Consider the following 26,284-nt stretch of genomic DNA (forward strand, 5'->3'; position numbering starts at 1 on the left):
ACTATATTTCTCTGAGGGAGCGAACTAATCATGTGGAAATCAGCGATAGAGGATGCCGTTTCAAAAACTAGAAATAACATGGTGAAGCATGGAGATTCATTCCCCCATATTGCAAGAGGACCAGCTGCAAACTGTTATAACTGGGGAAGTAGTACAGACTGGATAGAAGGTTTTTATGCAGGTATGATTTGGCTGTCTTATGAATATAGCGGGGATGAGCTGTTCCATCAAACAGCAAAGCAGCAGATGAAAGATTTCCGGCAAAGGCTGAATGAAAACGTACATCTGGATCATCACGATATCGGATTTTTGTATTCACCGTCGGCTATGGCGGGATGGATTGTTGACGGAGATGCTGAAGCACGTCAATTAGCACTCGATGCAGCCGACAAATTGATGAATCGCTGGCGGCCAGAAGCTCAGCTTATTCAGGCTTGGGGCAAAGAGGGCGATGAGCAAAACGGCGGTCGTATCATCATTGATTGCTTAATGAATCTGCCGCTTCTATATTGGGCCACCGAACAAACGGGGGACCCGAAATATAAGGAAGTTGCTATTATTCATGCAGATAAGAGCAGACGATTCCTCGTTAGAGGAGATGACTCTTCTTATCATACCTTCTATTTTAATCCGGAGAACGGGGAGTCAATAAGAGGCGGTACTCATCAAGGCTATCAAGACGGCTCAACCTGGACGAGAGGGCAGGCGTGGGGAATATATGGATTCGCACTTTCTTATCGCTATACATCTGACCAGCAGTATCTGGAGACAGCGAGAAGACTAGCACGCTATTTTATCGAAAGGCTGCCGGAAGATCACGTTGCCTATTGGGATTTTGATGCGCCTCAAAATGAGAAGACTTCCCGTGACAGTTCGGCTTCGGCAATTGCCGCATGCGGGATACTCGAGCTCATGCAGCATTTGCCGCAAGATGACCTTGATAGAGCTTATTTCTCTGATGCCGTGCAGCGCATGATGCTTTCTTTGGTTCAAAATTACTCCACGATGAACCAGCCGGATGCAGAGGGATTGATCGAGCACGGCTCCTACCATGTTCGCGGTGACATGGGACCTGATGATTATATGATTTGGGGAGATTATTACTATCTCGAGGCATTGCTTAGAATGGAAAAGGAGCTGCCAGGATACTGGTACGAGCGGCAGTAAATTGATTAGGAGCTTTGTATCAGAATTAATTCTTTAGCAACATAATAAGACAGGCTGCCAACACTTGCTGGCAGCTTGTCTTTTTGCATTGAGGCTTAATTAAGATGCAAATAAATATCTAAGTTATTGAAGGTATAGAATTTGATCAGGATATGTAAACGTGGTAGACTTTTTCATAAGGTCGCCTCTTTCAAATCGTGTTGTCTAGTGCAAACGATTTGTGGAAAAAGCGGCCTTTTTCCGAAGTTAACTATCTTTATTTTGATAAACATAGTTGCTTCCTACCGAATTGAATGTATTTCCACTAATGAAAGGGGAACAAGACAATGGTTTTGCCGCTTGATCCACAGTTAAATCGTGATTATATAGTTAGTATGCTTGAGCTCTTGTTGAAGACTCCAAGTCCTAGCGGTTACTGCATGGACATTATGAAGCATGTTGAGGATGAGGTTAGAAGCTTAGGCTACATCATGGAAATAACGCCCAAAGGCAATGCGATCATTACCATTCCGGGGCAAAAGAGTGACAAGGTGATTGGAGTTTCCGCGCATCTTGATACGTTGGGAGCCATGGTGCGCTCGATTAAGCCGAACGGAATGATTCGTTTCACTCCAATAGGTGGGTATGCGATGCATACAGTCGAAGGAGAGTACTGTCTCATACATACACGTGACAACAGAAAATATGAGGGGACCGTATTGTCTACTAAAGCATCCGTTCATGTATATTCCGATGCCCGAGACTGGAAGCGGGAAGAAGCGAATATGGAAATTCGTATCGATGAAATGGTGAAAACGAAGGAAGATGTGGAGAATATTGGAATTTCTGTAGGCGATATCATTTCATGGGAGCCACGTACACGTATTTTGCCGAATGGTTGGGTTAAATCGCGGCATCTGGACGATAAAGCAAGTGTAGCAGCTTTGTTCGGTTTCATGGCATGGCTCAAAAGCGAAGGAAAAACTCCTACTTATACGATCAAGCTTATACTGTCCACTTATGAGGAGGTAGGTCACGGAAGCTCCTATATTCCTTCCGATATTACTGAATTTATTGCTGTTGATATGGGTGCGCTTGGAGATGATCTTTCAGCGACCGAGCAGGATGTTTCCATATGCGCGAAAGATTCTTCAGGACCTTATGATTACAATATGACTTCTCGGCTTATTGAATTGGCAAAACGTGAAAAACTGCCTTATGCAGTCGATATATATCCGCACTATGGTTCTGATGCTTCTGCGGCATTACGTGGCGGAAGCAACATCCGCGCGGCTTTGATCGGGCCAGGGGTTCATGCTTCACATGGGATGGAGCGAACGCATATAGATGCCATCGTTAATACAGCAGCCTTGCTTCTCGCTTATGTTATGGAATCTTAAAGCTGGTTAAGAAACGAGGGGATCCAGATGTTGTTACCGAAGCTTCGATTATTTTTGTCGTTAGCTGTATTAATGGTCATATTACAACCAACACTGGCAAGTGCAAATGGAGGGCCATTGTACTACCCTGCAAATGGGTATGGTTTATTGCAATTAGACGAGCAATCCAACATCAGCTTGGTTCATGAGAAAGTTAGCTATACGATCAAAGAAAACCCTTCTAGACATCAAAATGGATCTGAGGTTTCGGTCCAGTATGAACTCCATAACAAGAACGATTATGAGAAAAAGGTTGAGGTCTTGTTTCTAACCTCCTCCATGAACAATATAACGGTTATGGAAGGCGAGAAAAAGATTGAGACATTTCTAGCTCCTGAAGCGAGGCCTGTTAATTGGTATACCGAAGTGAAAGAAACGGTTAATGATCCGATTAGCGGAAAAGCTTTACCTTTATCCAGATATGACAGTAACGAAGTCGTAGGAACTCGCTTCGCTTTGTCATTTGAACCTAACGAAACGAAGCATATAGTGATCCAGTACACGGATGGCGGAGGCATGTACGACAAGGGTGTCATTAACACGATTTTCTCCCACTCTTATTACCTTACCCCTGCAAAATTTTGGGAGGGTGAGCCTCAGGTGGAGCTGGAATTGAAGCTGTACAAGCCCGGCGGCAGAATACATTCCAGCATCCCAATGGAGAAAATCGACGCCACTACATACAAAGTCTCCATTAACAGCCTGCCTGCCGAGGAATGGTATTTCTCTTATACTTTTCCGAAAAGGCTAATCTTTCCGACCAATATAGAGATGGACCATAACTTGCTGGTAATGTCATCGACGGTAGTTTTAACTTTATTAGCAGCTGGCTTAGCCTATCTATTAAGAAATAGATGGGTTCTTATTGTCAGTTCAATAGCGATTTTTGGGTTTGCGGTGTATTATATTTCAAAAATGGGCGGTTACCCGTTTAATGCAATTTTTGTCGGGTTTACTGATGTAATGATAGGAGCGGCATTAATTGTTTGCAATGTCATGGTCGGGAAAAAAATTCGCAAGCATAGAAAGAACAACATCAGCCCTACCATTTGAAAAACGTAACTAATTGAGGTGTATGAATTGAAAACAATCGTTATCATAGGTGGAGGTATTACCGGTTTATCTACCGCGTACCATTTGCAAGAACAAATGAAAGCCAGTCAACAACCGGTAAACATCCTTTTAATTGAAGCAAATAACACTCTGGGCGGCAAAATTCATTCCGTTCATGACGGTGAATTTATTATGGAATCGGGAGCAGACTCTATTGTCGCCCGGAAGCCCAATATGGCTCCTCTAATTGAAGAACTGGGCTTGGAAGACGAGGTTGTTTATAACGCCACCGGAAAGTCATTTATTCATGTGGATGGTGAGTTGAAGCCGATTCCAGATGATACTGTCTTTGGTATTCCGCTAACTATAGAGTCGTTAGCCAAGAGCGGCTTGATTTCACCAGAGGGGAAAGTAGAAGCGCTCAAGGACTTTTACACGAAAAACGAAAGTTTTACGAAAAATGATTCGATTGGGCAATTTTTATCCGCCTTTCTGGGTGATGAGATTGTCGAGAAGCAAATTTCACCAGTCTTATCCGGCGTTTATTCTGGAAATATAAATGATCTAACTCTGGCCTCTACACTTCCTTATTTATTGGATTACAAAAATGAATACGGCAGTATTATCAAAGGTCTATCAGAAAACCGAAAAACGTTTCAAGGATCCGGAGATAAAAAGTTTTTGTCGTTTAAAAACGGATTATCGACTTTGGTTGATGGTTTCGAGAAACGTTTGAATGAGGTGGAAGTTATAAAAGGGGTGAAGGCGAATAGCCTAGTTAAGACTGGTGAACGCTATCTAATCACACTGGCTAATGATCAAACCATCGAGGCAGACTATGTCGTGCTCAGTACGGTGCATTCAGTCGCGCAAACCTTACTGCATACGAAGGAGCTGGACGAGGATTTCGATCAGCTGCTAAACAGCTCATTGATTAGCGTTTACTTATGCTTTGATATTCCTGATCATCAGCTGCCTAAGGATGGTACTGGCTTTATCGTCACGGATAATAGCGATTTAATCTGTAATGCCTGTACTTGGACAAGCAGGAAATGGGAGCATACCTCCAAGAACAATCGCCTATTAGTAAGATTATTTTATAAAAGCTCAGGCTCCTCCTATGAAAACCTGCAAAAGCTATCGGATGCTGATTTGCTGAAAGTGGCTCTTAAGGATATCGAAGATTCTTTAGGCATAACCGCCCAGCCATTGTCTCATATAGTGACGAATTGGAACGATTCCATGCCAAATTATCATATCAAGCATCCTCATATCGTTCAGTCATTGGAAAAGAAAATGGAGAGCAGCTTTCCCCATGTCATTTTGGCGGGATGCTCGTATTATGGCGTAGGAATACCGGATTGCATAGCAAACGGCGAAAAAGTTGCACAGCAATTAACCAACAAATTGCTTGATGAATCATCAAGGTCGGAAGTATAGATTTATCATTTATATACGGTAGAAAAGGGGCTGTCCCAAAAAGGTTAAAAACCTAAAGGTACAGTCCCTTTTTCTTATCCATCTTTGCGAAACGAATGCTCTGCCGCAATGGACGGCGATAACCGTTACGCTTGTTGTTTTTCTTTTACAATTTTAGCGGGATTGTTGATTTTGTAGGGAACGGGGTGCTTCGTTAGCTTCTTTGCGACTATTTTTGCATCAAACGTAATCGTATCCCCAATTTCAAGCTCCAGTTTTTTGAGTGTGGCGCTGTGGCTGGACCAGGCTACGCCAATTATAGTTTCTGGATCAATAATGGAAACTGCTTCATAGATGACAACTTCATCCTCGTTATCGGAGAAGTTGTTTGGAACCGTAGTGAACTCTTGTACGGTAGCTGTCATTTTAACCTTTTCTTCAGGCAGTTGAAGCTTTGGAGCTTTTCCTTTTTTAGCTTTTCCCTTTGGGGGGTCTTCAACTGCAGTCTCTTGAGGTTTTGCTTCTGTTTCTGTTTCTGCAGCATGTGGATGATCTACCGCAGTTTCTTCCACTTTGGCTTCTGCGGCAGTCAGAACTTCAGCTTGCTGCGCCTCAACAGCTGCACTCTCCGATACTAATACATCTTCCGACGCGATCGAAATCTTCTGTCCGTAATTCGCAGCTTGCATTTCCTTCAAGTAGGAGGGGTGGATGCAGTGATGCTGATTATTGTCGAATTGAATGACCGCGGTCATATTATCAGCATAACCTATAATACTGCAGGCTAGATTCATACCGTTTCCTTTGTAGAAAAATGCTTTTGGTTTGGTCGCTTTCTCAGATATTAAGTTCCATTCCTTGCACTTTTCAATTAGTTCCGCCTCGTTTTCGAAGGCGATATAGTTTTTTGGCTCGATAATGAATGTATGTACCATATCTTCCCGCCTTTCTGTTTACGTTTGATATAAAAGTATTTTATCATTATTTTATTAATTATTGTAATTTGGATGGCCTAAGTTGTACTCTGTTGCAAAATAGGGGAAAATAGAAGTGAACTTCTGATTTTGTATATCCGATCCTTAATGGTTAGAATATATAAAAGCAATAAAATGATCAAGGTAAGGTGAATCATATGATAATCATTAAAACGCGAGAAGAAATTATGAAAATGAAAATGGCCGGCGAGATTTTAGCAGCCTGTCATCGAGAGCTGGAGCAATTTATTAAGCCGGGCATAACCACGATGGAAATCGACAAATATGTTGAAAATTTTATGAAGCAAAATGGTGTCACACCAGAACAGAAGGGCTATCATGGCTATCCGTATGCTACTTGTACCTCCGTAAATGATGTCATCTGTCATGGTTTTCCAAGTGATATGGTATTAGCGGATGGGGATATCGTAACCGTAGATATGGTTGTCAATCTAGATGGTTGGCTGGCGGACTCGGCTTGGTCCTATGCTGTCGGAAATATTTCAGAGCAATCACAAAAGCTGTTAGACGTTACGAAGGAAGCGCTGTTTAAAGGTATCGAACAGGCGGTTGTAGGGAATAGAATCGGGGACATTTCACATGCTATTCAAGTCTATGCTGAGGCGCAGGGCTTCTCGGTAGTGCGTGATTTTATAGGACATGGAATTGGACAGAAGATGCATGAAGAACCTCAGGTTCCTCATTACGGTCCGCCAAACCGGGGTACTCGTTTGAAAGAAGGAATGGTCTTGACGATTGAACCGATGTTAAATACGGGAACACATCGTACGAAAATAGATTCAGATGGTTGGACCGCTAGAACGTTAGATGGTGGACTGTCGGCGCAATACGAGCATACGCTAGCTATTTTGGAAGAAGGACCGTTGATTTTAACGCAGCTGAAGCAATAACGATTTTATATTTGATATATAGGAAGAAAGAACTGCCCCTCAAGAAGAGCAATTGCTTCTAGAGAGGCAGTTCTTTCTTTTTACTGACTATGGGGCCTGAACGTATTCGTGCTTACAACTTACGCCTCTTTTATTGCTTCACTCTCGTAAAGGGACTTTAAGTAATTCGCCATTACCCGAGATAGCTGATCCGGTGCTTCAACTAAGCTCATATGCGCGACTCCCTCGAACGTATTTTCAGAAATATGAGGATATTCATAAGTAGATTCAAGAGTGCCAAGTCCAGTAATTGTAAAGGTGGCATCTGGCAAAATAACTTTATCCTCTGCGCCAGCCACGAGCAAAATTGGGAAGGCAGCTTCCGACAATACGTAGCTGCGATCCGATCGCTGCAGCATTCCCACAAGAGTATGAATAGCTCCCTCAGGTGTCATCTGCAAGCCCACTCCAATTATCCGTTCCACTTCTTCCTGCAATTCATTATGCTTCGACTTCGCAAATAGTTTTGGAATTAGGTTGTTCACATAGGATACAATGCCGTTTTCTCGAATTGCCTCAATATCTTGGAGTCGTTTATGCTTGATTTCTTCCGAATCCGGAAGTGCAGTCGAATGGATAAGCCCGAAACCAGAAAGCCTGTCTGAATATTTTTCTGCAAAAGCAAGTGTTACATATCCGCCAAGTGAATGTCCGAACATAACTACTTTATCTAACTTAAGTTCGTCTATTAAGCCTAAAATATCATCGGCCATCTTTTCCATTGTATAGCTGCCTTCAGGAGAAGTTGACTCGCCGTGACCGCGCAGCTGTGGAATAATGATGCGGTTTTTTTCGGATAATAAAGGACAAAGTTTATGCCAATAACTGGATGAACCACAAAAGCCATGCAGCAATACAATGGTTTGCTCGTTACCGCTTCCACATTCCTCATAGACTATATCGATGCCATTAACGTGAATACGCTGCTTTTCCATCGTTCAACACCAGCCTTCTTTATATTATTTTTAATAGTGTACTCTCTTAAACCAGTTTGATCGTTTTGAATCATTTGAAAATTTTGAAATGTATGGCTTCTATATAATGCAATCTTTTGAATGAATTTGAGAGACAATTTATGAAAATAATTGTTTCAGCACCTAGCAGGCTGTTTAATTACATAGCAAGTTAGCAAATACAGCAATTCGAAAGAAAGGTGATTCCGATGTTAGGATGGGCATTATTATTTTTCATATTTGCAATGGTCGCAGGAGTCTTTGGTTTCCTAGGGATTGCTTCCGCACTAGCAGGGATGGCTAAAATCCTATTCGTCATATTCATAGTTCTATTCATTGCATCTCTTATTCTTGGACGAAGACGAGCCTAGTTATTAGTACTTAATTGAACATAAAAATGAGGAGGAATTACAATGACAAATCAAACAAACCAATCCAATACGAAAGTACACACGGTGAATAACATTACAGAGGTACAAGATCAGGTTTATACCTTCCAGAGAGAAGGCTATGCTCAAGATAACATCTATGTACTAACTCACGATAAGGATAGAACGAGCCGAATTGCGGAAAATACGGATGCCGAAAAAATCGGTGTAGCCGAGGAAGGTTTAGGAACGGCTATTGCTAACATCTTCTGTTCCAACGGGGATGAGCTGCGCGCCAAGATGAGATCGCTCGGCATTTCAGAGAGGGATGCAGAACGTCTTGAGCGAGATATGGACAGAGACAAGATTCTGGTCATAGCCTGGGGAGGCAAGGAGTACATCGGGGATGACTATGATCCATTGGTTTACTACTACCCACATTATGTGATCTAAATCGAGTGCATGTAGTCAAAACAAAATAGACATAGGCCTATCCCTGGGGGGATAGGTCTTTGTTTAAATAAATGAACTTAGATCGGTATGATATACTGAGAGTAGATTTGACTCAAAGGAGCATTTGATATGAGTATTATAATTGTTGATGATAATGCTACCAATCATCTTATAATTAAGACTATTTTAAATAAAGCAGGTTATAAAAATTTGAAGATAGCCTCCTCCGCTATGGAGCTTTATGATCTATTGGGAATTGATCTGCCTATCGTTAAAGATGCGGATGTGGATTTGATTCTAATGGATATGATGATGCCGGACATCGACGGCTTAGAGGCATGCAGACGAATCCAAAGCGATGAGCGATTTAAGGATGTTCCTATCATATTTGTAACGGCCGTCGGCGACTCTAACAAAATGGCAGAAGCACTGGATGCTGGAGCTAGCGATTATGTAATGAAGCCGATTAATAAGATGGAGCTGCTCGCTCGCATTCGTTCGGCGTTAAGACTGAAGCAAGAAATTGATTGGCATAAAGAACGGGACAAGCGAATGAAGTACAAGCTGGAGCTTGCTAAGCAGGTTCAGCTAAGTGTGTTAAGCAAGCCTATAAATGACGAGAATATAGAGATTAGCGCTGTATATCAGCCTTCCTCGGAGCTAGCCGGCGACTTTTATGCGTGGTATCGCATCGATAAACATCGTTACGGTGTTATTTTGCTGGATATGATGGGGCATGGTATTTCTTCGTCACTCGTCTGTATGTACATATCTTCCGTATTGCGTGATACGATTACTCGTATTTCCGATCTTGAGCAGGTTATGCATGAGCTTAATCGATACATGAATCAGCTTCATATGAAGGATGAGTTAATTAATTACTATTTCACGGCTATTTACTTAGTACTGGATACAGAAGGAAAAACGATCGAATATGTAAATGCTGGGCATCCGCCAGGGTTCGTTTATTTGGATAATGAGGTTGTTTTACTTGAGCAGGGCTGCGGTGCAATTGGCTTATTCGAAAACCTGCGGATTAAAAAAGGAAAGCTGCAATATGAAAATGAAATTAAAATTGTTCTCTATACAGACGGATTAACCGACTCGATGGATGACGGTAAAGAGATTCCAATTAGTAAGCTAGTCGAGGTGTTTCATAATGATCAAAACTTGGAGCCCTCAGAGCTAGTAAGCTCGATGATCTATCCTCAGATTAACGGCATTCAGAAAGATGATATTTGTTTGGTTATGCTGGATACTAATAATAAATAAAACGAATATCATGTTTCAAAACGAGCAGAAGAGGGTAAATGGTATAACGTACAGGATTATATTGATAAGATTTATTAAAACAATTGAGACCGGAGTGAGTAAATGAGAGTAGAGCAGTTTCAAATTGAACAGGAAGAGACAAAGGATACCTTTATTCTTCATATAAAAGGAGAGCTGGACTTATCTGTTGTTCCACAGCTTCGGTCGGTACTGGAGCCAGTCGTGAATCGAACTGAAAAAGGACTTATACTGAATTTGAAAAACTTAAAATACATTGACAGCACAGGGATCGGTATTATCGTCTCCGTGTTGAAAATTCGTGATGGATTAAATGCTCCTTTTTTCGTGCAAGAAATTCCGCCATCTATTAAGCGTCTGTTTGATTTAACGGGTATATCCAGCTATTTAGTAGAAGGGATAGAGGAAAAAGGATGAGTGAGATTCGTTTGCAAATCCCCGCTCATGCGGACTATATCGAGATCGTTAGAATTTGTCTATATGGCATTGCGTCGAAGATGCAATTTTCCTATGAGGATATTGAAGATATGAAGGTAGCTGTTTCGGAGGCATGCAATAACGCGGTATTGCACGGCTCACAGGCTGCTAGAGAAGATATGATCGACATCTGTTTTGAATCCTCTGAAGCGGGTCTTACCATCAAAGTGAAAAATAAGGGGCCGGTGTTTTTACACGCTGAAGCTCTAGATAAAGCAGCTCCACTGCAAGCTGAGGAAGTCAGCGAGCTGCCAGTAGGTGGATTAGGCATCTATTTGATGCAAGCACTGATGGATGAAGTTGTTGTCCATACGACTGATAACGGAACCGAAGTGGTTTTGACGAAATATAGCGCAGCTTAAGACCGTACTCAGCTGGATGTAAGGCTGCCCTCCCATAAAAGTCTGCTGACTTTGATGGGAGGGCAGCCTTTTTTGCTGTCTTATTTAGCCAAAGTGTGATTTCTATGCTTTCCAATTCGCCTTGTGAGACACCTTCGACATTGCGACATTCTCATTTAAGTAATTATTCAATTACCCAACTGCTTTGTTAACCACACCCGCATAAGTGAAAATAGCTGGTCCATATTTATCGGCTTGCTAATATAATCGGAAGCTCCGGCTTCTAAACATTTCTCACGATCACTTTTCATAGCTTTCGCTGTAAGGGCAATAATTGGCGTCTGCCGCAGCGTAGTATTCTGACGAATCGCCCGCATCGTTTCAAATCCGTCCATAAGTGGCATCATAATATCCATAAGCACCAGGTCAAAGCTAGAATCCTTATCTAATATTTCCAAGCAACGTTTTCCATTTCCAGCGACCGTAACCATAAATTTTTTGTTTTCGAGCGCTTTTACAATGGCAAATACATTACGCGCATCATCATCTACGAGCAAAATCTTCTTCCCCTCAAATAAGTAATCTTCTGATTCTATAGGAAGAGCGATTGATTGCTCCACTACCTCAGACGATGTGACAGCTGTCGGCGTATAGACGGCGACTGCTACCTCCTGTTGAGCTATAACGACTGGGTTGGTGATAGTTGGATTTAAGCTCGGTATATAAAGGGTAAAGGTACTTCCTTCACGCGGCGCGCTTTTCAATATAATGCAGCCGCCTAACAGCTTCGAAAACTCATTGCAAATCGATAATCCAAGACCGGTACCGCCATATTGTCGATTTGTTTTGCCGTTAACCTGTTGGAAAGCCTCAAATATTAATTGCTGCTTGCTCAGAGGAATGCCAATACCGGTGTCTGTTACCGAGATAGCAAGTACACTTTGACCACTATACATCGGTAAAAATTGATTCACTTGCGACGGATCGGCTAGTTCAAGCTTCAGTGTGACGGAGCCTTGTTCTGTGAATTTAAATGCGTTGGATAATAGATTTTTTAAAATTTGCTGCAGCCTTTGTCCGTCTGTATGCCACAGATTAGGAATGGTAGACTGTGTCTGGATGTCAAAGGCCAAGCCTTTCTTATCGGCAACGGGGTCAAAGCTAAGCCTCATCAGCTCTGGAATCTCCGTCACATTGACCTCATCCACAGTCAAAATTACTTTTCCTGCTTCTATTTTCGATAAATCAAGAATATCGTCAATCAGTTTCAAGAGATCATTGCCTGATGTATGAATGACGCGAGCATAACCTTCTTCATCCTCGGTAAGCGTATTATTTTCATTTTCAGAAAGAAGCTGCGACAGAATCAAAATACTATTTAATGGCGTTCGAAGCTCGTGTGACATATTAGCGAGAAAATTAGTTTTGTATGTTGAGCTCTTTTTCAATTCTTTAGCATAATTCTCAAGCTCTTTTTTTGCTTTTTCTAATTCTTTCGTTTTCTGTTCAGCATTTAAGTTTTGTTCCTCCAAATGCTCAGTAGTCATGCGCATTTCCTCTTGCTGCATTTGCAGTTCTTCTGACTGCGTCTGCAATTCTTCGGTCTGTGCTTGAAGCTCTTCCGTAAGCACTTGAGACTGGCTGAGCAATCGTTCTACTTCCATTCGACCAGCTACGTTGTTGAGAGCAATGCCGAAATCAATCTCGATTTCTTCTAACAGCTTCAGATGCTGTGAGCTGAACGATTCAATTGAAGCGAACTCCACGACAGCTTCAACATTGCCTTCAAATTCAATTGGTACAATTAAAATGCTTTGCGGCTTTACCTGTCCGAGGCCCGAAGTAATAAGGGCATGATTCTCAGGAAGGTTATTTAGCAAGAAGACACGTTTCTCAAGTGCACATTGTCCGATAAGTCCTTCTCCTAAACGAAAGCTAGACATACCTACGTCTTCGCCATAGCTGGCATATGAAGCGAGTTTAACTAACCTTTGCTGTTCATCTGATCCTTTGCGAATATAAAATACACCATAAGTGGCATTCAGTATAGGAGCTACTTTCGAAAGAAACGAATGGGATAACGTACTTAAATCATTAATGCCCTGATTCATAGTCGCGACTTCAGCTACCTTGGTTTGAATCCAGTTTTGCATTTCTAGACTGTTAAGCAGTTTATTAGTAGCATCTGCAAGATCCTTAATTTCATCTCTCGTATTTACTTTTATTCTCGTCGTCAAATCTCCGCCGGCAGTAGCGATTTCGGTAATCTTCTTTACCACTTGCTTAATCGTTTTTACAATGGAACCGGAAACGAAAGCGACAATCATAAATGCAATAATAGTTACAATCAGCAGCATCACATAGATTCCAATGGTCAGTATGCGATTTCTATTTTCCAGCTCTATAATATGTATTTTTGTGGCATCAATCTCTTGGTTGAGTATCGATTCAAATTGAGTCCGAAGGGAATCAATATCTTTCTTACCTATGTCATCTTTAAAAAAATCATTCAATTGATCCATTTTGTTTTCTTTTTTCATTAATATAGTAGGCTCGGCTGTCATCTTGATCCAGTTCTGAATACTTAGCTTTATTTCCTCCAGATCCCTTTGCGTACTTGGATTATCGGATACATAAGAATACAAGCTGTTATAATTGGCCTCCCACCGCGCTCTGCCATTCTTATAGGGATCTAGATAGGCTTCATCGCCTGTGAGCAAGTAGCCGCGTTGGCCGGTCTCCATGCTTATTGCATCATATCGAATGGAAGTAATAAGGTTATGAACTTCTATATCTCGGCTTGTAATGGTTTCGACTTCATCCTGTAAGGCTGAGATTCTGTCAGTTACGACCACAATGGACACACCTAGGCAGCAAATTATGAGAAAATAGCCAATAGCAATTTTTGTTCTAATCGGCAATCTTATATCTCGCAGCATAATGACTCTCCTTTGTATCCTTTCATTGTCTAATAGGATTCTATAAGTATAACATTATAGATCCTCTTGTTCCTGCTGTTTCAAATCGATCTATATCGGGTAACTAAAGAAAAAAGAGGAAGTGATGCAGAAATGAGTATATTCATTCAAATCAGTATCATTATTATAGCGATTGCATTCGTCGTTTTGATGTATTCATTAGTACAGACGTTGAAAATCCTCAAAGATGCTCTAAATGAGATACGATTAACGATTGGGCAATTAAGAACCGATGTCTCGCAAATTACTGTTGATGTGAAGGGTGCTGTTCATAATACGAATGCAATGACGTTAGATGTTCGCGCTAAGCTAAGCTCGTTGGATGTCATATTTGCTACGGTAAATGATATTGGTCAAACCATACATACCTTCACAAGAGCAGCTAAGGAATCAGCTGTAAGCTTACATGCAGTAGAGAGTGGTGTTGGAAGTGCGATCATTGATGGCGTTGTATCTTCATTGCGGATTTGGAATAAAATCAAAAAAAAATAAGCTATAATAGGAGCAGACAAAGAGAGGATAGAAATAGATGAGAAAACCTTGGATCAGCGTAACGATTCCAGCGAAAGCAGAATATGTCGATATAGTTAGACTTACTTTATATGGTGTTGCCAATAAAGCAGGTTTTTCCTATGAGGAAATTGAGGATATGAAAGTAGCGGTAACGGAGGCATGCAACAATGTAGTGCTTCATGCTTATGATAATAAATCTGGCATGATAGAAATCGTATTCGAAATTCAAAGAGACAGTTTATGCATTCGGGTTAAAGATTCAGGCAGCAGCTTTCAATATGAGCAGACCATCAATAAAGTGGTCCCTTTGCATAACAAAACGCTGAGTGAAGCGCATGTCGGAGGCCTTGGTCTGTTTATGATGCATGCATTAATGGATAATGTTGAAGTGCGTACCGAACTAGGTACGGAGGTGATTCTCACCAAGCGAATTGGTAGGAAAGAGGAGATGGCATGAACTCTAATTCATCCTATCTGAATCAACAGCAAACGATTGAGAAAATGATGTTTTATAAGGAAACGAATTGTAACGAAACCGCTACGGAATTGTTAAGCCACTACGAATCAATTGTGAAAATGGCAGCCACAAAAATGTCACGGAATCGTCCAGATCTCTATGAGGATTTATTTCAGGTCGGACAGCTTTCCCTGCTGCGATTGTTTAAGCAATATGATTGCTCTAGAGAAATCCCCTTTGAGGGGTATGCGGTGAAAAGTATTATCGGGCATCTCAAAAATTATTTGCGTGATAAATCTTGGTATATACAAGTGCCAAGGCGAATTAAGGAAAAGGGGCTGCTCATTCAGAAAGCAATTGATCAATTGACGACATCGCTTGAGCGCTCCCCGAAAATAGATGAAATTGCAAATTATTTAGAATTGTCAGAGGAGGAAACGATAGAGGTGTTGTCATGCCGCGAATCGTATCATTACGTTTCGCTTGATACGCCGCTGTCTACTGAAGGAGACAGTGCCACTATTGGGGATTTAATAGGTATCCCAACCGATGATTATCAGACCGTAGATAATCGTCTCGATCTAGAAAATGCGCTCGATCAATTAAAGCAAGAGGAGCAAACCGTACTAACACTTGCTTATCACAATGGTAAATCACAGCGTGAGATTGCTGACCGGCTGGGTGTTTCACAGATGAGCGTTTCCCGAATTCAGAAGCGTGCTATTGAGAAGCTAAAAGGTATGTTAGTTGAACTAAACGTTGATAATGATAAATAAATAGACAGCTTCCACTGCGTATTTTAATTATACGCAAGGTGGAGCTGTCTTTATTTGGCTTGTATACGAGGTCTTTCATTGAATAAAAATTAGCCGAGCCGCCACCAAGGACAGCCCAGCCAATCTTATCGAGTTATTATATTAACGTTAATTCGTAGCTGTTTTCAGCTCTTGCTTGATGTCATCCTTACTGGAGGATAAGGAATCCATGATGTTTTGGTTGGAATCCTTCGCATGATCGGCCAGTTCGGAGGCTTCCTCTTTGACCGTAGATACAAGACCCTTTGTTTTGCTACCTACGGTTGCTGCAATGTCTTGTGTTTTTTGGCTAAGAGATTGAAACTTTGTCGAGAGATCCTCCCGCAGCTTGACACCCGATTTTGGAGCTAGCAGCAGAGCGGCGACTGCACCGATCGTACATCCTATAATTGTACCTAGCAACATTCCATTACCTGTGTTTTCCTTTGGCATTTGATATCTCTCCTTTTATTATGATTTAGATCAACGTGTAATGATCTTGAGTTGATCAACTGCTTAAGTATTTATTAACCATTAATCGTTCATTTGAAACAGATTTACGATTCGTTAACGAATCTGAATCTCTATTTTTGGTTGATTTTATCACGAGATTGCAATTATTATGATTATATGAAATAAATGATTAATGTTAAATTTTTGCGTAAACTCGGAACAAACGAATTTAGAAGAAGAACATTTATATGGAAAGAAGCAGATGCAGAAATGAGTATTTTCATACATATTTTAGTGACGAATGTACTACCGATGGCAATTGTAGTTGCCCTTGGCATCATCCTTCAACGGGCGTTCTCACTCGATATTAAAACCTTATCCAAATTGAATTTCTACTTATTCTCGCCAGCTATTATGTTTGATCTGCTTTACAATACACATATTTCAGCATCTCTTATCGGTAAAATTATGTTCTTTCTAGTTCTATTTATGGTAGGACAGTATGTAATAGTAGAGCTTGTCATTCGAATTAGAGGCTACAGCCCGAGCATGAAGAGTGCAATGAGAAACAGCGTTCTTTTTTATAACAGTGCCAATTATGGCATACCACTAAATCAGTTGGCCTTTGCAGGAAACGACAAAACCCTAGCGATACAAGTAATCATTATGATGTTTCAGTCACTTGTTCCGAATACATATGGAATTTACAGCGTCAATGCGCATAAAGCCGATATGCGAGCAATTTGGCGTACTATTATTTCTATGCCTATCATTTATGTGATTCCGATAGCCTTTACAATGAGAGGCTTTGAGGTTCCAATACCGCAATCGCTTGCAACACCAATTGAGTATTTATCCGCTGCATTTATTGGAACGGCGCTAATTACGCTTGGCGTGCAGCTGGGAAATATGGAATGGAAAATAAAACGATCCCTTCTGATCGATGTGAGCTTGTCCGGTATGCTTAGACTTGTCGCCGGTCCACTGCTAGCTTGGCTGATTGTATGGCTGATTGGAGTTTTGTGGACAAATGGCATAGATAAAATGACAGCAGCAGCGTTAATCGTATCTTCTGCTGTGCCAACCTCGTTGAGCAGTGTGTTGCTCGCTGTGGAATTCGATAACGAGGCAGAGTTCGCATCGCAATCGGTATTCGTCTCTACCATACTAAGCATTATTACGGTTACTGCAGTTATCTTCTTTTTGCAGCTAGATGTATGAGGTATAGCGTTTATACGCTATACCTTTTTTATTTATATGGATAGTTTGTTATTACAGCATTTATAAATTTTTGTGCTTGTAGGCGTGAGTTGATAGGGTTAAAATGGAAAATATATAAATGTAAACGCTTATCTGAAAATGGAGGTTTATTATTTATGCAACTAGCAGCTGATGAAATCATACGTGCAAGCGCTTTAAAACGAACCTTCGGACGCGGGATAGGTGCGGTTACCGTATTAAAGGGTGTTGATTTGTCAATTCCTTCAGGCCGGCTGATTGCTTTCAAAGGAAGATCCGGTTCTGGTAAAACAACACTAATTAATTTACTTAGCGCGCTAGATCGACCGTCAGAAGGACAAATTACGTTCGCTGGCCGAGACTTAACTGCAATGTCGAACCATGAGCGCGATCTTGTAAGACGAAATGAAATGGGACTTATTTTTCAATCCTTCGCCCTAATACCTCTAATGTCAGCCTATGAGAATGTGGAGTTTATATTAAGAGTTGCGGGTATACCGGCGAACGGTCGTAAGGAAGCTGCTGTTCAAGCGCTTGAGCAAGTCGGGTTAAAATCGCGAATGCATCATCGACCGTTTGAGCTGTCAGGAGGCGAGCAGCAACGAACGGCAATTGCTAGAGCGATAGCGCACAAGCCAAAGCTGCTGCTGGCAGATGAGCCTACCGCGGAATTGGATAGTAGAACCGGATTGCAGATCGTAAAAGTATTTCGTGATCTAGTAGAAGAAGCAGGGATGACCATCATCATGACTACGCATGATCCTGCCATTATGGAAATAGTCGACCAAGTGTATGAATTGGAGGATGGACAAATTGTCGTTAAAGCTTAAACCAATGCTAAGCTTCACAGTTGCCATATTAATTAGTGCTTCTCTTACGGGATGCTCCCTGCTCCCTGCTGAAGAGGATGCTTTGAAGCCGCCGCTCGTTAAGCCTGCACAAGAGAACTATTCAACGGTCACTGTAGAGAAAGGTACCATTACACAAGAAATTAAAGGGAATGGCACATTGGAATCTATGCAAATGGAAATTGCCCAGTTCATCGGTCAAGGTGGGCGCATAGATGAAATGCTAGTCAGAGCAGGAGAAATGGTGAAGAAAGGCGATGTGCTTGTCCAGCTTAACGTAGATGGACTTGATGTACAGCTGAAGGAGCAGGAGCTATCGCTTGCAAAGGCTAAGCTATCCTACAAGCATGCAAAGCTGGGGGCGGATGAAGATGCACTTTCGATTGCTAAGCTCCAAATGGATATTGAAGCTATAAAGTATGAACGGTTACTAAAAGTATTTAATAGTAAGCAGCTCGTTGCAGGCATGGACGGTCAAGTAACATTTGTCGAGGATTTGGAAAATGGAGATTTTATCGAAGCCTATCAAACTCTAGTTATCATTTCCGACCCGACACAGCTGCGGCTAGCGCTGCGGGTTGAATCCGGCTCTGAGATTAATGGTGTAAATGTAGGTTTCCAAGCAGAGGTTACATTTGACAAAGAAAAGATAGAGGCAAAGGTTGTACAGACACCATCCTCATCACCAGATACGTTAAACGAACAGCTTAAAGAGCGTTATTCCAAAACCTTATATATTGAGCTTCCTAAACTGCCGGAAAAAGCGGCTATTGGGGCGTTCGCGGATGTGAGAATTATTTTGCAGCAGCGTGATGATGTTTTGAAAATTCCTCGCAGCGGATTACGCAGCTTTCTCGGCAGAACATTTGTGAGGACATTGGAGGAAGGAAGCAAAATTCGTGAAATCGACGTGGAAACGGGCATTAAAGGCTCAACTGAAATCGAAATTACGAAAGGCTTAGAAGAAGGTGCAATAGTTGTTTTGCAATAGTGACTAGAAGATATACTATGAACGTTGCTTCGCATCAGCCGTTTACGCTTGATAGATAAGAAATTTTAAATGTTCATTTAAAAATGTGCTTATCTATCTACGCGAAACGAGTGCTTTTTTGCCGTATCAGACGGCGTCAGCCGTTTACGCTTGGGAGGTTTTTCTGTGGCTTTGTTTGTCATGATTATACGCAAAATGGTGCAGAATAAATGGCTTGTCGCGAGCTTATTTATTGGATTAGTCATGTCAGTTGCTTTGGTGAGCAGCATGCCGATTTATTCTGAAGCTATTTTATCTAGGATGCTTGTTAAAGATTTGGAGACTATGCAAGCTAATAAAAATATTTATCCTGGATCTGTTTATTCCAAAGTGTTTTTCACGAAAGAATCACCGGAGCAAAGGAATGAGATCTATACGAGTGTTGATCAGTATATTCACGATACTGCAGCTGAAAGCTATCAAATTCCGGTGCAGAACCTGGTTATGGATATCCAGACGAAGTTTATGATGATTAGACCAGTGAATGATCCTGAACCCAATTCAAAGAAGACGGTTAAAACGATGTCATTGCGGTCGTTCTCAGAGCTAGAGGATCATATTCAATTAAAGGACGGACGGATGCCGGCAAGTCAGCCAGTTAATGGGGTATACGAGGTACTGGTGACCGAGCGGGCGCTCATTCAGTATAAGACGGTGCTAGATGCTGAGTTTAAGGTCGATGATGAAAAAATTGCCGGGGAAATAAAGTTTAAGCCTGTTGGTGTCTTTGAGAAGAAGCAGGATGATGACACTTATTTTAGAGATACGGATTTAAGTGAGCTTAGCAATAGCTTTATAATTAGTGATAAGCTGGCTAAGCAGCATGTTTTGCAGGAAAGCCGATTCCCAATAGCTTCTGCAGGCTGGTTTTTTGTACTGGATTACTCCAAGCTTGAGCTGCGTTATATAGAAGATTTTATACAAACGACCAATAAGATCCATAGTGTAATGATCAATAAAGTGAGCAGGAGCCAATCGGTTTCTGAAGCTCCAGCCTTAGATACGATAACTAAGTACTTGGCTCGAGCGGAGCAGCTTAGAACCTTAATGTGGTCACTAAACGTCCCGGTATTAATTATGTTGGGTTTTTATATGTTTATGGTTTCAAATTTGATTGCTGATCGACAAAAAAATGAAATCGCAGTGCTGCGAAGCAGAGGGGCGGCGCGTTGGCAGGTCATCACTTCTTATGCAGTAGAAGGTATTCTGCTTTGCAGTCTAGCTTTTGGTTTGGGACCACTCCTTGGTGTCGTGCTCACAGAGATGCTCGGAGCATCTAATGGATTTCTTGAATTTGTACAACGAGTACGACTGCCTGTAAGGCTTACAGAGGAATCGTACCGTTATGGCGCGATTGCAGCCGGTATTTGTTTTGTCATTATGCTTATCCCTATAATTCTTGCAACTAGAGTGTCCATTGTAGGGCATAAGCAGCAGATGGCAAGGCTTATTAAGACTCCGCTTTGGCATAAAATGTTTCTAGATGTGTTAGCGATCGGATTAGCGCTTTATGGACTTTACACATTTAAGCAAAGGCTTGCTAATCTGCAGGCTCTTGGACTAAACGCAGATGATCTCAATATTGATCCATTGCAGTTTGTTATACCTGCCTTATTTGTAATGGGAGCAGGATTGCTATTATTGCGTTTATATCCTTGGGTGTTAAAGCTCGTTTATTGGATCGGCAAAAAATGGTGGCCGCCATCCGTTTACGCGACGCTCATTCAAGTATCACGTTCAAGCAGCCAGTATCAGTTTCTCATGATATTCCTTATTATGACGATCGCTACCGGTGTTTTTAGCGCGTCTGCGGCAAGAACGATCAATAATAACACAGAAGACCGGATTCAATATGGCAACGGAGCGGAGTTTGTTGCAACCTCTCAATGGGTAAATGATGCACCGCCGCCGCCTGATCGAGGAGGTCCGGGGGCAGCACCAAGCTCAATTCTTCCCCCTGCTCCTGTTCATTACCTGGAACCGGCCTTCGAGCCTTTCAAAAATTTGAAAGGTGTTGAAAGCGCAGCGAAAGTATTCACGAAGAAAGATGCTCAATTTAGCGTGAATGAAGCTTCAGGAGTTGCAATGCTAATGGGGATCGAAACGGATGACTTTGGGAATACGACATGGTTTAGAGATAGTCTGCTAAACTATCCGATCAACTCATATCTGAACCTGCTCGCGTCTGATTCTCAGGCAGTGCTTATTTCCAAGACTCTGGCTGATCAGAAGAAGGTTAAACCGGGCGACACGATATGGATTGGCTGGAGTGATGTGCCGCAGCAGCCATTTAAAGTGTTTGGTATTGTTGAATATTTCCCGACCTTTAATCCCAATCCTGCGATTGGCAGTGTCGACGTAAGTGAAGTATCAGTGGGTAATGCGCCTATGTTAATAGTGGGACATTTGCCACGCATTCAGGTTCAGTTAGCGATGGAGCCATATGATGTGTGGTTGAAGCTTAAACCAGAAACATCTACAAATGATTTTTATGAGGACATTGAAAAATCGAAGCTAGCTATAACGAAAATTGTGAATACGAGAGAAGAGCTTGTCCGTGCCAAAAACGATCCGTTTCTTATGGCTCTAAACGGCATTTTAACATTAGGATTCGTTCTATCTATTCTCGTAAGCTTTATTGGTTTTTTATTGTATTGGGTATTGTCGTTACGTGGACGAACACTACAAAATGGTATAATGCGAGCAATTGGTCTATCGCTTAAGCAGCTTATTGCAATGCTTGCGGTGGAGCAGCTGCTAACATCGGGCGTCGCTGTTTTTATCGGAATCATTGTCGGAAATGTTGCGAGTTTACTCTACGTGCCTAACTTTCAAATTGCTTTTAATCCGAGCAGCTTGGTTCCTCCGTTTAAAGTGATGTTTGAATCCGCAGATTTAATGCGCATATATATACTAGTCGGCTTCATGCTTCTATTCGGTCTTGGCATACTAGCCTACATGCTGTCTCGACTTCGTATACATCAAGCGATTAAGCTAGGGGAGGATTGACGGATGATTCATTGCGAGGGGCTTGTCAAAATATACAAAACAGCTGATCTTGAAGTGTTTGCCCTGCAAGGTCTCGATCTTCAAATCGAAAGCGGCGAACTGATGGCTATAATCGGCAACAGCGGAAGCGGTAAATCGACACTGCTTAATATGCTGGGCGGCCTTGATCGTCCTACTGCCGGCAAGCTGTCAGTTGATGGCAAAGATATGCTGAAATTTACCGAACGAGATTTTGTACGCTATAAACGGGAAAGTGTTGGTTTTGTCTGGCAAAACAACGCGAGAAATCTAATTCCGTATTTAACTGCCCTAGAAAATGTAGAGCTGCCTATCTTATTGACTGGTACTCGCAAGCGCTGGCGGGCGAAGGAGCTGCTCGACGCGGTTGGCTTAAGCCATCGCGCTTCGAATAAGCTGTATGAATTGTCTGGCGGTGAACAGCAGCGGGTAGCAATCGCTATTGCGCTTGCGAATCATCCGAAGCTGCTGCTTGCAGACGAGCCGACTGGCTCTGTTGATTCTCGGATGGCCAATCAAATATTAGATTTGTTTCGTGAGCTTAATCGGACAATTGGTATTACTGTTGTGATCGTAACGCATGATCCAGAGCTGGCGAAGAAGGTAGATCGAGTTGCAGCGATTCGCGATGGAAAGATATCGTCTGAGATGCTGCGAAGACGCTCCTATGCAGAGGAGCTTGCTGAGCTTGAGGAATTCGAGGAGGAAAGCTCTCATGTCGAATATGCCGTGCTAGATAAAGCGGGGCGGCTGCAAGTGCCGGCCAACTACTTGGAATCTATTGGAGTGAAAAACTCGAATAAACTGCGTGTTGAGCTAGGCGATGGCAGAATCGTGCTCCTCCCTCCGGAGGAGAAGGAGAAAGACAAGGAGAAAGACAAGGAGAAAGACAAGGAGAAAGACAAGGAGAAAGACAAGGACGCTTAAACCGAATATCAGCGGTTGATTGCATGAAACCCTGTCAGGACTGATCATCCATTGACATCGTTCTATTTCGACGAATGTAAATGGATGATCTTTTAGATTGGTTTGGAGAAGATTAGATTGGTTTGGAGAAGATTAGATTGGTTTGGAGAAGATTAGATTGGTTTGAAGAAGATTAGATTGGTTTGAAGAAGATTAGATTGGTTTGAAGAAGATTAGATTGGTTTGGAGAAGATTAGATTAGTTTGAAGAAGATTAGATTGGTTTGGAGAAGATTAGATTGGATATTGTACAATCAAACTCTCGATTCTGGCGTTATTCTACTGTTTGAATGGAAAAGATACAATCAAATAGGCACAAAGTAACTCTTTATCAGCAGAATGGATGATTAGCTTGGAAGAAATACAGTCTAAGTTCAAATACGTCTTTATGATGTAGATATGATTGTATGAAATACAGTCAAATACGACAATTGAAGAAAATTTAGCTTTCCTGACTATCTATCAATTCAGTTAACGGACTCATCCAAGACGAATAGCGGCCCTCAAGTCCGCTAGCCTCCCCAGAAGGTGTTCAAATCCATGAATAAGGACCCTCATGTCCGTATGAAACTAGTTTGCTGCGGATCTCTCAATTAACATCCATTTGCATTGGTTATATGAGTCTTAACTCGGTTTTTTTAATGACAAGAAACAATTCACTGAAAAAAATATCGTTGCAATGATAATCAACGTACCACCAACACTCATTAAAGGAATAGCTATTGACTCATTGTCTAATGCGAAGAGTACCAATCCCAATACCATGATGGGTAGTCCTATATTGTGAAGCCAGAAATGAGTCTTAGCCATACTTTTAACAGCAAGCTTCGGAAAAACATGATAAATAACGCCAAACAAACCCATCGACACCCAACCGAGGAGGTTGATATGGGCATGAGTGGATATGTATTCAAACGATTCAGTGATTCCCATAACCATTCCCAATATTACACCTACCACAAAGTAAACGCTTGCGATTTTAATGAAATGAATTCCCATTTTCACACATTCCCTTCTTTGCTAGATATTTTAACTAAAATGAAATGTAGTGAGCCTGCCAGCACCATTCTCCTTTCTAAGCAATTTACTAATTTATGAAAGGATTCTAAAAAATTATAACTTCACGATACTTGTCTATACAAGCCAATATTATTACTGAGTTTTAGCTTTATTTTACAACAGCAACTATCGAGACGGATTACTTGTATAACAACAGTAAACTTCTAGAAACTAACTCCTCTAGCTAACATTTTTCTATAATCATATATAAATCAGTTGACTTTTTGGTGGCATAACTAATAATAAAATAGATAACAAATTCGTATTGAAGGAAGGTGGCTACTACTATGCAAATAAATCTAACTAACCAAACAGCGCTAATAACTGGAGCAACAGGCGATTTAGGACGCGTAATGGCGAGAACGTTAGCAAGCTGCGGCGCTAACATTGTGCTTCATTACAATAATAACGAGGCTAAAGCGAAGGAGCTGCAGCTCGAAATTACCGCTATGGGAAGACAAGCGATAATTGTTCAAGCGGATGTAACAAATGAGCAGCAAATCAATCAGTTGAAGGATAAGGTTGCAAATGAGCTTGGTCATGTTGATATAGTCGTTGCCAATGCGGTTATTCAATACGAATGGAAAAGTATTTTGGAGCAGCCGATTGCTGATTATATCAGTCAATTCGAATCCTGTGTGCTGCAGAGTGTCTACTTAGCCAAAGCCTTTATACCAGCAATGATCGAGAAAAAAGGCGGAAGATTTATTGGCATTAATACAGAATGCGCGATGCAAAATTTCCCTACCCAGTCCGCGTATACAGCAGGTAAGCGTGGTATGGACGGCGTGTACCGCGTGCTGGCTAAAGAAGTTGGTGGGCATCAGATTACTGTTAATCAAATAGCGCCAGGATGGACGATAAGTGATCGAGACCGCGCTAGCGGCAATGAAAATGGCGGAGGTTATCAATCCACTGTTCCTCTTAAGCGAAGAGGGACGGATCAAGAAATTGCGAATGTAGTAGCCTTCTTGGCATCGGATTTATCCAGCTTTATTACGGGTGCCTATATTCCTGTAAATGGCGGGAATGTTATGCCTGCTATTTAAATAAGAATGGCGATCGTTCACCGAAAGCTAGGGTGAAATACAATGAATAGTCGAACAAGCTGATTTGCCCGCAATAGCTAAAGCCGTAAGCAAACGATATGGAGCTTACGGCTTCTTTTTCGGTTAAGTTTTCAGTTTATAGTTCTAATAATCACAATGACAGGTTACGATCGAATAATGCGATGCGTTGCTCAACACATGCATAAGAGCGAAGCGGGTCCTCAGGCGTATTGATGCAGTAGTCGAGCAATTGGTAACTGAAGCGTTCTCCGCATCGACCATCGTCCACAATATACGTGTGTTAAGTACAACGCTTTTGTCAACCTTAGGATTAACCGTAAGGTCTCTACTAATAAATAAAGCCGTAAAATCCACCGTTATCCTCATCGAACGTATACTTCATCCAAAAGCTGCTTAATGGGGAAGCTGTTGAGATGAGCGGAGATATAGAACTTTTTTTGGAACAGCGGCATTCGCCTATACGAAATGTTTATTTTGGCATAGGCTGTTATCATACCGTCAAATTAAGGAGTTTGATCCGAATGTCCAAAACAACAGCTACTACTGAAAAATCGGATTTAACTAATTTATCGGCTGATGATCTTGCTCTAATCGCTGCAGTTCTTGTTGTCATTGCAGATGCAGTCGCGCTTATTGCTGTTTTGAAAGCTAGAACTGAGAAAATATAAGATCCTATATAGATAGTAGCCCATAAACCAACGGAATTTAAGACATAGGCTATTAACAACTGGAAAGGAGATTATGATGCCAGACGAAAATAAAATTACAGCGGATGATCTCGCCAAAATAGCTGCTTCATTTTCAATTTTGGGTTATGGAATAGGACTGCTAGCACTTGAGAAAACAAGCTTAGATAAAAGAGCGAGAGAGTCTATGACAATGGCTTTAAACCATTTATTTAAAAGGTTTAATTAATAAGGCAGCTGAAAAAATGGAGCCAGCAAAAGGGGCGCACCGAACGGGGCTGTTCCTTTTTTTATTATGAAAT

The 26,284-nt window shown here is 41.6% G+C and carries 27 protein-coding genes; 21 read left to right on the forward strand and 6 right to left on the reverse strand.

Features of this window, described 5'->3' with window-relative positions; genetic code table 11:
* The first annotated feature begins 30 nt into the window (after nt 1–30).
* The 4 genes from AC0YN7_RS09515 (at nt 31) to AC0YN7_RS09530 (ending at nt 5,078) form a co-directional block, all read left to right on the forward strand.
* Nucleotides 31–1,167 carry a glycoside hydrolase family 88 protein gene (locus tag AC0YN7_RS09515; protein WP_475809737.1) on the forward strand — a complete coding sequence of 379 codons (1,137 nt, stop codon included), beginning with the start codon at nt 31–33 and terminating at the stop codon, nt 1,165–1,167.
* 326 nt (nt 1,168–1,493) lie between these two features.
* The gene (locus AC0YN7_RS09520) at nt 1,494–2,546 is read left to right on the forward strand and encodes a M42 family metallopeptidase (protein ID WP_475809738.1); all 1,053 of its coding nucleotides are present in this window, start codon (nt 1,494–1,496) and stop codon (nt 2,544–2,546) included.
* Between the two features lie 27 nt (nt 2,547–2,573).
* Nucleotides 2,574–3,638, forward strand: a complete 1,065-nt coding sequence (locus AC0YN7_RS09525; protein ID WP_475809739.1) for a hypothetical protein — start codon at nt 2,574–2,576, stop codon at nt 3,636–3,638.
* 27 nt (nt 3,639–3,665) lie between these two features.
* A complete protein-coding gene (locus AC0YN7_RS09530; protein WP_475809740.1) occupies nt 3,666–5,078 on the forward strand; it encodes a protoporphyrinogen oxidase in 1,413 nt (470 codons plus the stop codon).
* A gap of 125 nt (nt 5,079–5,203) precedes the next feature.
* On the opposite strand, the gene AC0YN7_RS09535 is transcribed toward AC0YN7_RS09530, so the two are convergent.
* A complete protein-coding gene (locus AC0YN7_RS09535; protein WP_475809741.1) occupies nt 5,204–5,992 on the reverse strand; it encodes a hypothetical protein in 789 nt (262 codons plus the stop codon).
* A gap of 197 nt (nt 5,993–6,189) precedes the next feature.
* On the opposite strand from AC0YN7_RS09535, the gene map reads away from it, so the two are divergent.
* Nucleotides 6,190–6,942 carry a type I methionyl aminopeptidase gene (gene map / locus AC0YN7_RS09540; RefSeq protein ID WP_475809742.1) on the forward strand — a complete coding sequence of 251 codons (753 nt, stop codon included), beginning with the start codon at nt 6,190–6,192 and terminating at the stop codon, nt 6,940–6,942.
* Between the two features lie 119 nt (nt 6,943–7,061).
* Here the strand turns inward: map and AC0YN7_RS09545 are convergent, their stop codons facing one another.
* The gene (locus AC0YN7_RS09545) at nt 7,062–7,916 is read right to left on the reverse strand and encodes an alpha/beta fold hydrolase (RefSeq protein WP_475809743.1); all 855 of its coding nucleotides are present in this window, start codon (nt 7,914–7,916) and stop codon (nt 7,062–7,064) included.
* Between the two features lie 227 nt (nt 7,917–8,143).
* Between AC0YN7_RS09545 and AC0YN7_RS09550 the strand changes: the two genes are divergently transcribed.
* The 5 genes from AC0YN7_RS09550 to rsbW (AC0YN7_RS09570) all read left to right on the forward strand — a co-directional run bounded on the left by AC0YN7_RS09550 (nt 8,144) and on the right by rsbW (AC0YN7_RS09570) (nt 10,884).
* Nucleotides 8,144–8,305, forward strand: a complete 162-nt coding sequence (locus AC0YN7_RS09550) for a DUF1328 domain-containing protein (RefSeq protein WP_475809744.1) — start codon at nt 8,144–8,146, stop codon at nt 8,303–8,305.
* A gap of 42 nt (nt 8,306–8,347) precedes the next feature.
* Nucleotides 8,348–8,755 (forward strand): YflT domain-containing protein, encoded by a 408-nt coding sequence (locus AC0YN7_RS09555; RefSeq protein ID WP_475809745.1) that lies wholly within the window; start codon nt 8,348–8,350, stop codon nt 8,753–8,755.
* A gap of 129 nt (nt 8,756–8,884) precedes the next feature.
* Nucleotides 8,885–10,027 carry a PP2C family protein-serine/threonine phosphatase gene (locus tag AC0YN7_RS09560; RefSeq protein WP_475809746.1) on the forward strand — a complete coding sequence of 381 codons (1,143 nt, stop codon included), beginning with the start codon at nt 8,885–8,887 and terminating at the stop codon, nt 10,025–10,027.
* Nucleotides 10,028–10,129: 102 nt separating this feature from the next.
* Entirely contained in the window at nt 10,130–10,462 is a 333-nt protein-coding gene (locus AC0YN7_RS09565) for an STAS domain-containing protein (protein WP_475809747.1), read from the forward strand.
* Entirely contained in the window at nt 10,459–10,884 is a 426-nt protein-coding gene (gene rsbW / locus AC0YN7_RS09570; protein ID WP_475809748.1) for an anti-sigma B factor RsbW, read from the forward strand. Before AC0YN7_RS09565 ends, rsbW (AC0YN7_RS09570) begins: the two co-directional genes overlap by 4 nt.
* A 167-nt stretch (nt 10,885–11,051) precedes the next feature.
* Here the strand turns inward: rsbW (AC0YN7_RS09570) and AC0YN7_RS09575 are convergent, their stop codons facing one another.
* Nucleotides 11,052–13,802 (reverse strand): response regulator, encoded by a 2,751-nt coding sequence (locus AC0YN7_RS09575; protein ID WP_475809749.1) that lies wholly within the window; start codon nt 13,800–13,802, stop codon nt 11,052–11,054.
* Nucleotides 13,803–13,934: 132 nt separating this feature from the next.
* On the opposite strand from AC0YN7_RS09575, the gene AC0YN7_RS09580 reads away from it, so the two are divergent.
* Genes AC0YN7_RS09580 through AC0YN7_RS09590 form a run of 3 tightly spaced genes read left to right on the forward strand, consistent with a single transcriptional unit; the run spans nt 13,935 to nt 15,587 of the window.
* Entirely contained in the window at nt 13,935–14,333 is a 399-nt protein-coding gene (locus AC0YN7_RS09580) for a DUF948 domain-containing protein (RefSeq protein ID WP_475809750.1), read from the forward strand.
* 37 nt (nt 14,334–14,370) lie between these two features.
* Nucleotides 14,371–14,811, forward strand: a complete 441-nt coding sequence (rsbW, locus tag AC0YN7_RS09585) for an anti-sigma B factor RsbW (RefSeq protein ID WP_475809751.1) — start codon at nt 14,371–14,373, stop codon at nt 14,809–14,811.
* Nucleotides 14,808–15,587, forward strand: coding sequence for a sigma-70 family RNA polymerase sigma factor (locus AC0YN7_RS09590; protein WP_475809752.1), 780 nt, complete (start codon nt 14,808–14,810; stop codon nt 15,585–15,587). Before rsbW (AC0YN7_RS09585) ends, AC0YN7_RS09590 begins: the two co-directional genes overlap by 4 nt.
* A 147-nt stretch (nt 15,588–15,734) precedes the next feature.
* On the opposite strand, the gene AC0YN7_RS09595 is transcribed toward AC0YN7_RS09590, so the two are convergent.
* A complete protein-coding gene (locus tag AC0YN7_RS09595; protein ID WP_475809753.1) occupies nt 15,735–16,058 on the reverse strand; it encodes a YtxH domain-containing protein in 324 nt (107 codons plus the stop codon).
* A 270-nt stretch (nt 16,059–16,328) separates the two neighbouring features.
* Here AC0YN7_RS09595 and AC0YN7_RS09600 point away from each other — a divergent pair, with 270 nt between their 5' ends.
* The 5 genes from AC0YN7_RS09600 to AC0YN7_RS09620 all read left to right on the forward strand — a co-directional run bounded on the left by AC0YN7_RS09600 (nt 16,329) and on the right by AC0YN7_RS09620 (nt 23,129).
* Nucleotides 16,329–17,279, forward strand: coding sequence for an AEC family transporter (locus tag AC0YN7_RS09600; RefSeq protein ID WP_475809754.1), 951 nt, complete (start codon nt 16,329–16,331; stop codon nt 17,277–17,279).
* Nucleotides 17,280–17,434: 155 nt separating this feature from the next.
* Entirely contained in the window at nt 17,435–18,127 is a 693-nt protein-coding gene (locus AC0YN7_RS09605; protein ID WP_475809755.1) for an ABC transporter ATP-binding protein, read from the forward strand.
* Nucleotides 18,111–19,136, forward strand: a complete 1,026-nt coding sequence (locus AC0YN7_RS09610; protein ID WP_475809756.1) for an efflux RND transporter periplasmic adaptor subunit — start codon at nt 18,111–18,113, stop codon at nt 19,134–19,136. The genes AC0YN7_RS09605 and AC0YN7_RS09610 overlap by 17 nt, the downstream gene beginning before the upstream one ends.
* Before the next feature lie 165 nt (nt 19,137–19,301).
* Nucleotides 19,302–22,184 (forward strand): ABC transporter permease, encoded by a 2,883-nt coding sequence (locus tag AC0YN7_RS09615; RefSeq protein ID WP_475809757.1) that lies wholly within the window; start codon nt 19,302–19,304, stop codon nt 22,182–22,184.
* Between the two features lie 3 nt (nt 22,185–22,187).
* On the forward strand, nt 22,188–23,129 hold the full coding sequence (locus AC0YN7_RS09620; protein WP_475809758.1) for an ABC transporter ATP-binding protein: 942 nt from the start codon (nt 22,188–22,190) through the stop codon (nt 23,127–23,129).
* 662 nt (nt 23,130–23,791) lie between these two features.
* On the opposite strand, the gene AC0YN7_RS09625 is transcribed toward AC0YN7_RS09620, so the two are convergent.
* A complete protein-coding gene (locus tag AC0YN7_RS09625) occupies nt 23,792–24,166 on the reverse strand; it encodes a cytochrome-c oxidase (protein ID WP_475809785.1) in 375 nt (124 codons plus the stop codon).
* Nucleotides 24,167–24,513: 347 nt separating this feature from the next.
* On the opposite strand from AC0YN7_RS09625, the gene AC0YN7_RS09630 reads away from it, so the two are divergent.
* A complete protein-coding gene (locus tag AC0YN7_RS09630; protein WP_475809759.1) occupies nt 24,514–25,275 on the forward strand; it encodes an SDR family NAD(P)-dependent oxidoreductase in 762 nt (253 codons plus the stop codon).
* Nucleotides 25,276–25,419: 144 nt separating this feature from the next.
* Here AC0YN7_RS09630 and AC0YN7_RS09635 read toward each other — a convergent pair whose 3' ends face one another.
* Nucleotides 25,420–25,650, reverse strand: coding sequence for a hypothetical protein (locus AC0YN7_RS09635; protein WP_475809760.1), 231 nt, complete (start codon nt 25,648–25,650; stop codon nt 25,420–25,422).
* A 167-nt stretch (nt 25,651–25,817) separates the two neighbouring features.
* Here AC0YN7_RS09635 and AC0YN7_RS09640 point away from each other — a divergent pair, with 167 nt between their 5' ends.
* A complete protein-coding gene (locus AC0YN7_RS09640) occupies nt 25,818–25,964 on the forward strand; it encodes a hypothetical protein (protein ID WP_475809761.1) in 147 nt (48 codons plus the stop codon).
* A 73-nt stretch (nt 25,965–26,037) separates the two neighbouring features.
* On the forward strand, nt 26,038–26,211 hold the full coding sequence (locus tag AC0YN7_RS09645) for a hypothetical protein (RefSeq protein WP_475809762.1): 174 nt from the start codon (nt 26,038–26,040) through the stop codon (nt 26,209–26,211).
* Nucleotides 26,212–26,284 lie beyond the last annotated feature (73 nt).

The sequence above is a fragment of the Paenibacillus sp. J31R122 genome (assembly GCF_056269185.1).

What these genes read in the sequence shown, in the direction of transcription:
- AC0YN7_RS09515 (WP_475809737.1), top strand. Translation starts at nt 31, where the DNA reads ATGTGGAAATCAGCGATAGAGGATGCCGTTTCAAAAACTAGAAATAAC.
- AC0YN7_RS09520 (WP_475809738.1), top strand. Translation starts at nt 1,494, where the DNA reads ATGGTTTTGCCGCTTGATCCACAGTTAAATCGTGATTATATAGTTAGT.
- AC0YN7_RS09525 (WP_475809739.1), top strand. Translation starts at nt 2,574, where the DNA reads ATGTTGTTACCGAAGCTTCGATTATTTTTGTCGTTAGCTGTATTAATG.
- AC0YN7_RS09535 (WP_475809741.1), bottom strand. Translation starts at nt 5,992, where the DNA reads ATGGTACATACATTCATTATCGAGCCAAAAAACTATATCGCCTTCGAA.
- map (WP_475809742.1), top strand. Translation starts at nt 6,190, where the DNA reads ATGATAATCATTAAAACGCGAGAAGAAATTATGAAAATGAAAATGGCC.
- AC0YN7_RS09545 (WP_475809743.1), bottom strand. Translation starts at nt 7,916, where the DNA reads ATGGAAAAGCAGCGTATTCACGTTAATGGCATCGATATAGTCTATGAG.
- AC0YN7_RS09550 (WP_475809744.1), top strand. Translation starts at nt 8,144, where the DNA reads ATGTTAGGATGGGCATTATTATTTTTCATATTTGCAATGGTCGCAGGA.
- AC0YN7_RS09555 (WP_475809745.1), top strand. Translation starts at nt 8,348, where the DNA reads ATGACAAATCAAACAAACCAATCCAATACGAAAGTACACACGGTGAAT.
- AC0YN7_RS09560 (WP_475809746.1), top strand. Translation starts at nt 8,885, where the DNA reads ATGAGTATTATAATTGTTGATGATAATGCTACCAATCATCTTATAATT.
- AC0YN7_RS09565 (WP_475809747.1), top strand. Translation starts at nt 10,130, where the DNA reads ATGAGAGTAGAGCAGTTTCAAATTGAACAGGAAGAGACAAAGGATACC.
- rsbW (WP_475809748.1), top strand. Translation starts at nt 10,459, where the DNA reads ATGAGTGAGATTCGTTTGCAAATCCCCGCTCATGCGGACTATATCGAG.
- AC0YN7_RS09575 (WP_475809749.1), bottom strand. Translation starts at nt 13,802, where the DNA reads ATGCTGCGAGATATAAGATTGCCGATTAGAACAAAAATTGCTATTGGC.
- AC0YN7_RS09580 (WP_475809750.1), top strand. Translation starts at nt 13,935, where the DNA reads ATGAGTATATTCATTCAAATCAGTATCATTATTATAGCGATTGCATTC.
- rsbW (WP_475809751.1), top strand. Translation starts at nt 14,371, where the DNA reads ATGAGAAAACCTTGGATCAGCGTAACGATTCCAGCGAAAGCAGAATAT.
- AC0YN7_RS09590 (WP_475809752.1), top strand. Translation starts at nt 14,808, where the DNA reads ATGAACTCTAATTCATCCTATCTGAATCAACAGCAAACGATTGAGAAA.
- AC0YN7_RS09595 (WP_475809753.1), bottom strand. Translation starts at nt 16,058, where the DNA reads ATGCCAAAGGAAAACACAGGTAATGGAATGTTGCTAGGTACAATTATA.
- AC0YN7_RS09600 (WP_475809754.1), top strand. Translation starts at nt 16,329, where the DNA reads ATGAGTATTTTCATACATATTTTAGTGACGAATGTACTACCGATGGCA.
- AC0YN7_RS09605 (WP_475809755.1), top strand. Translation starts at nt 17,435, where the DNA reads ATGCAACTAGCAGCTGATGAAATCATACGTGCAAGCGCTTTAAAACGA.
- AC0YN7_RS09620 (WP_475809758.1), top strand. Translation starts at nt 22,188, where the DNA reads ATGATTCATTGCGAGGGGCTTGTCAAAATATACAAAACAGCTGATCTT.
- AC0YN7_RS09625 (WP_475809785.1), bottom strand. Translation starts at nt 24,166, where the DNA reads ATGGGAATTCATTTCATTAAAATCGCAAGCGTTTACTTTGTGGTAGGT.
- AC0YN7_RS09630 (WP_475809759.1), top strand. Translation starts at nt 24,514, where the DNA reads ATGCAAATAAATCTAACTAACCAAACAGCGCTAATAACTGGAGCAACA.
- AC0YN7_RS09640 (WP_475809761.1), top strand. Translation starts at nt 25,818, where the DNA reads ATGTCCAAAACAACAGCTACTACTGAAAAATCGGATTTAACTAATTTA.
- AC0YN7_RS09645 (WP_475809762.1), top strand. Translation starts at nt 26,038, where the DNA reads ATGATGCCAGACGAAAATAAAATTACAGCGGATGATCTCGCCAAAATA.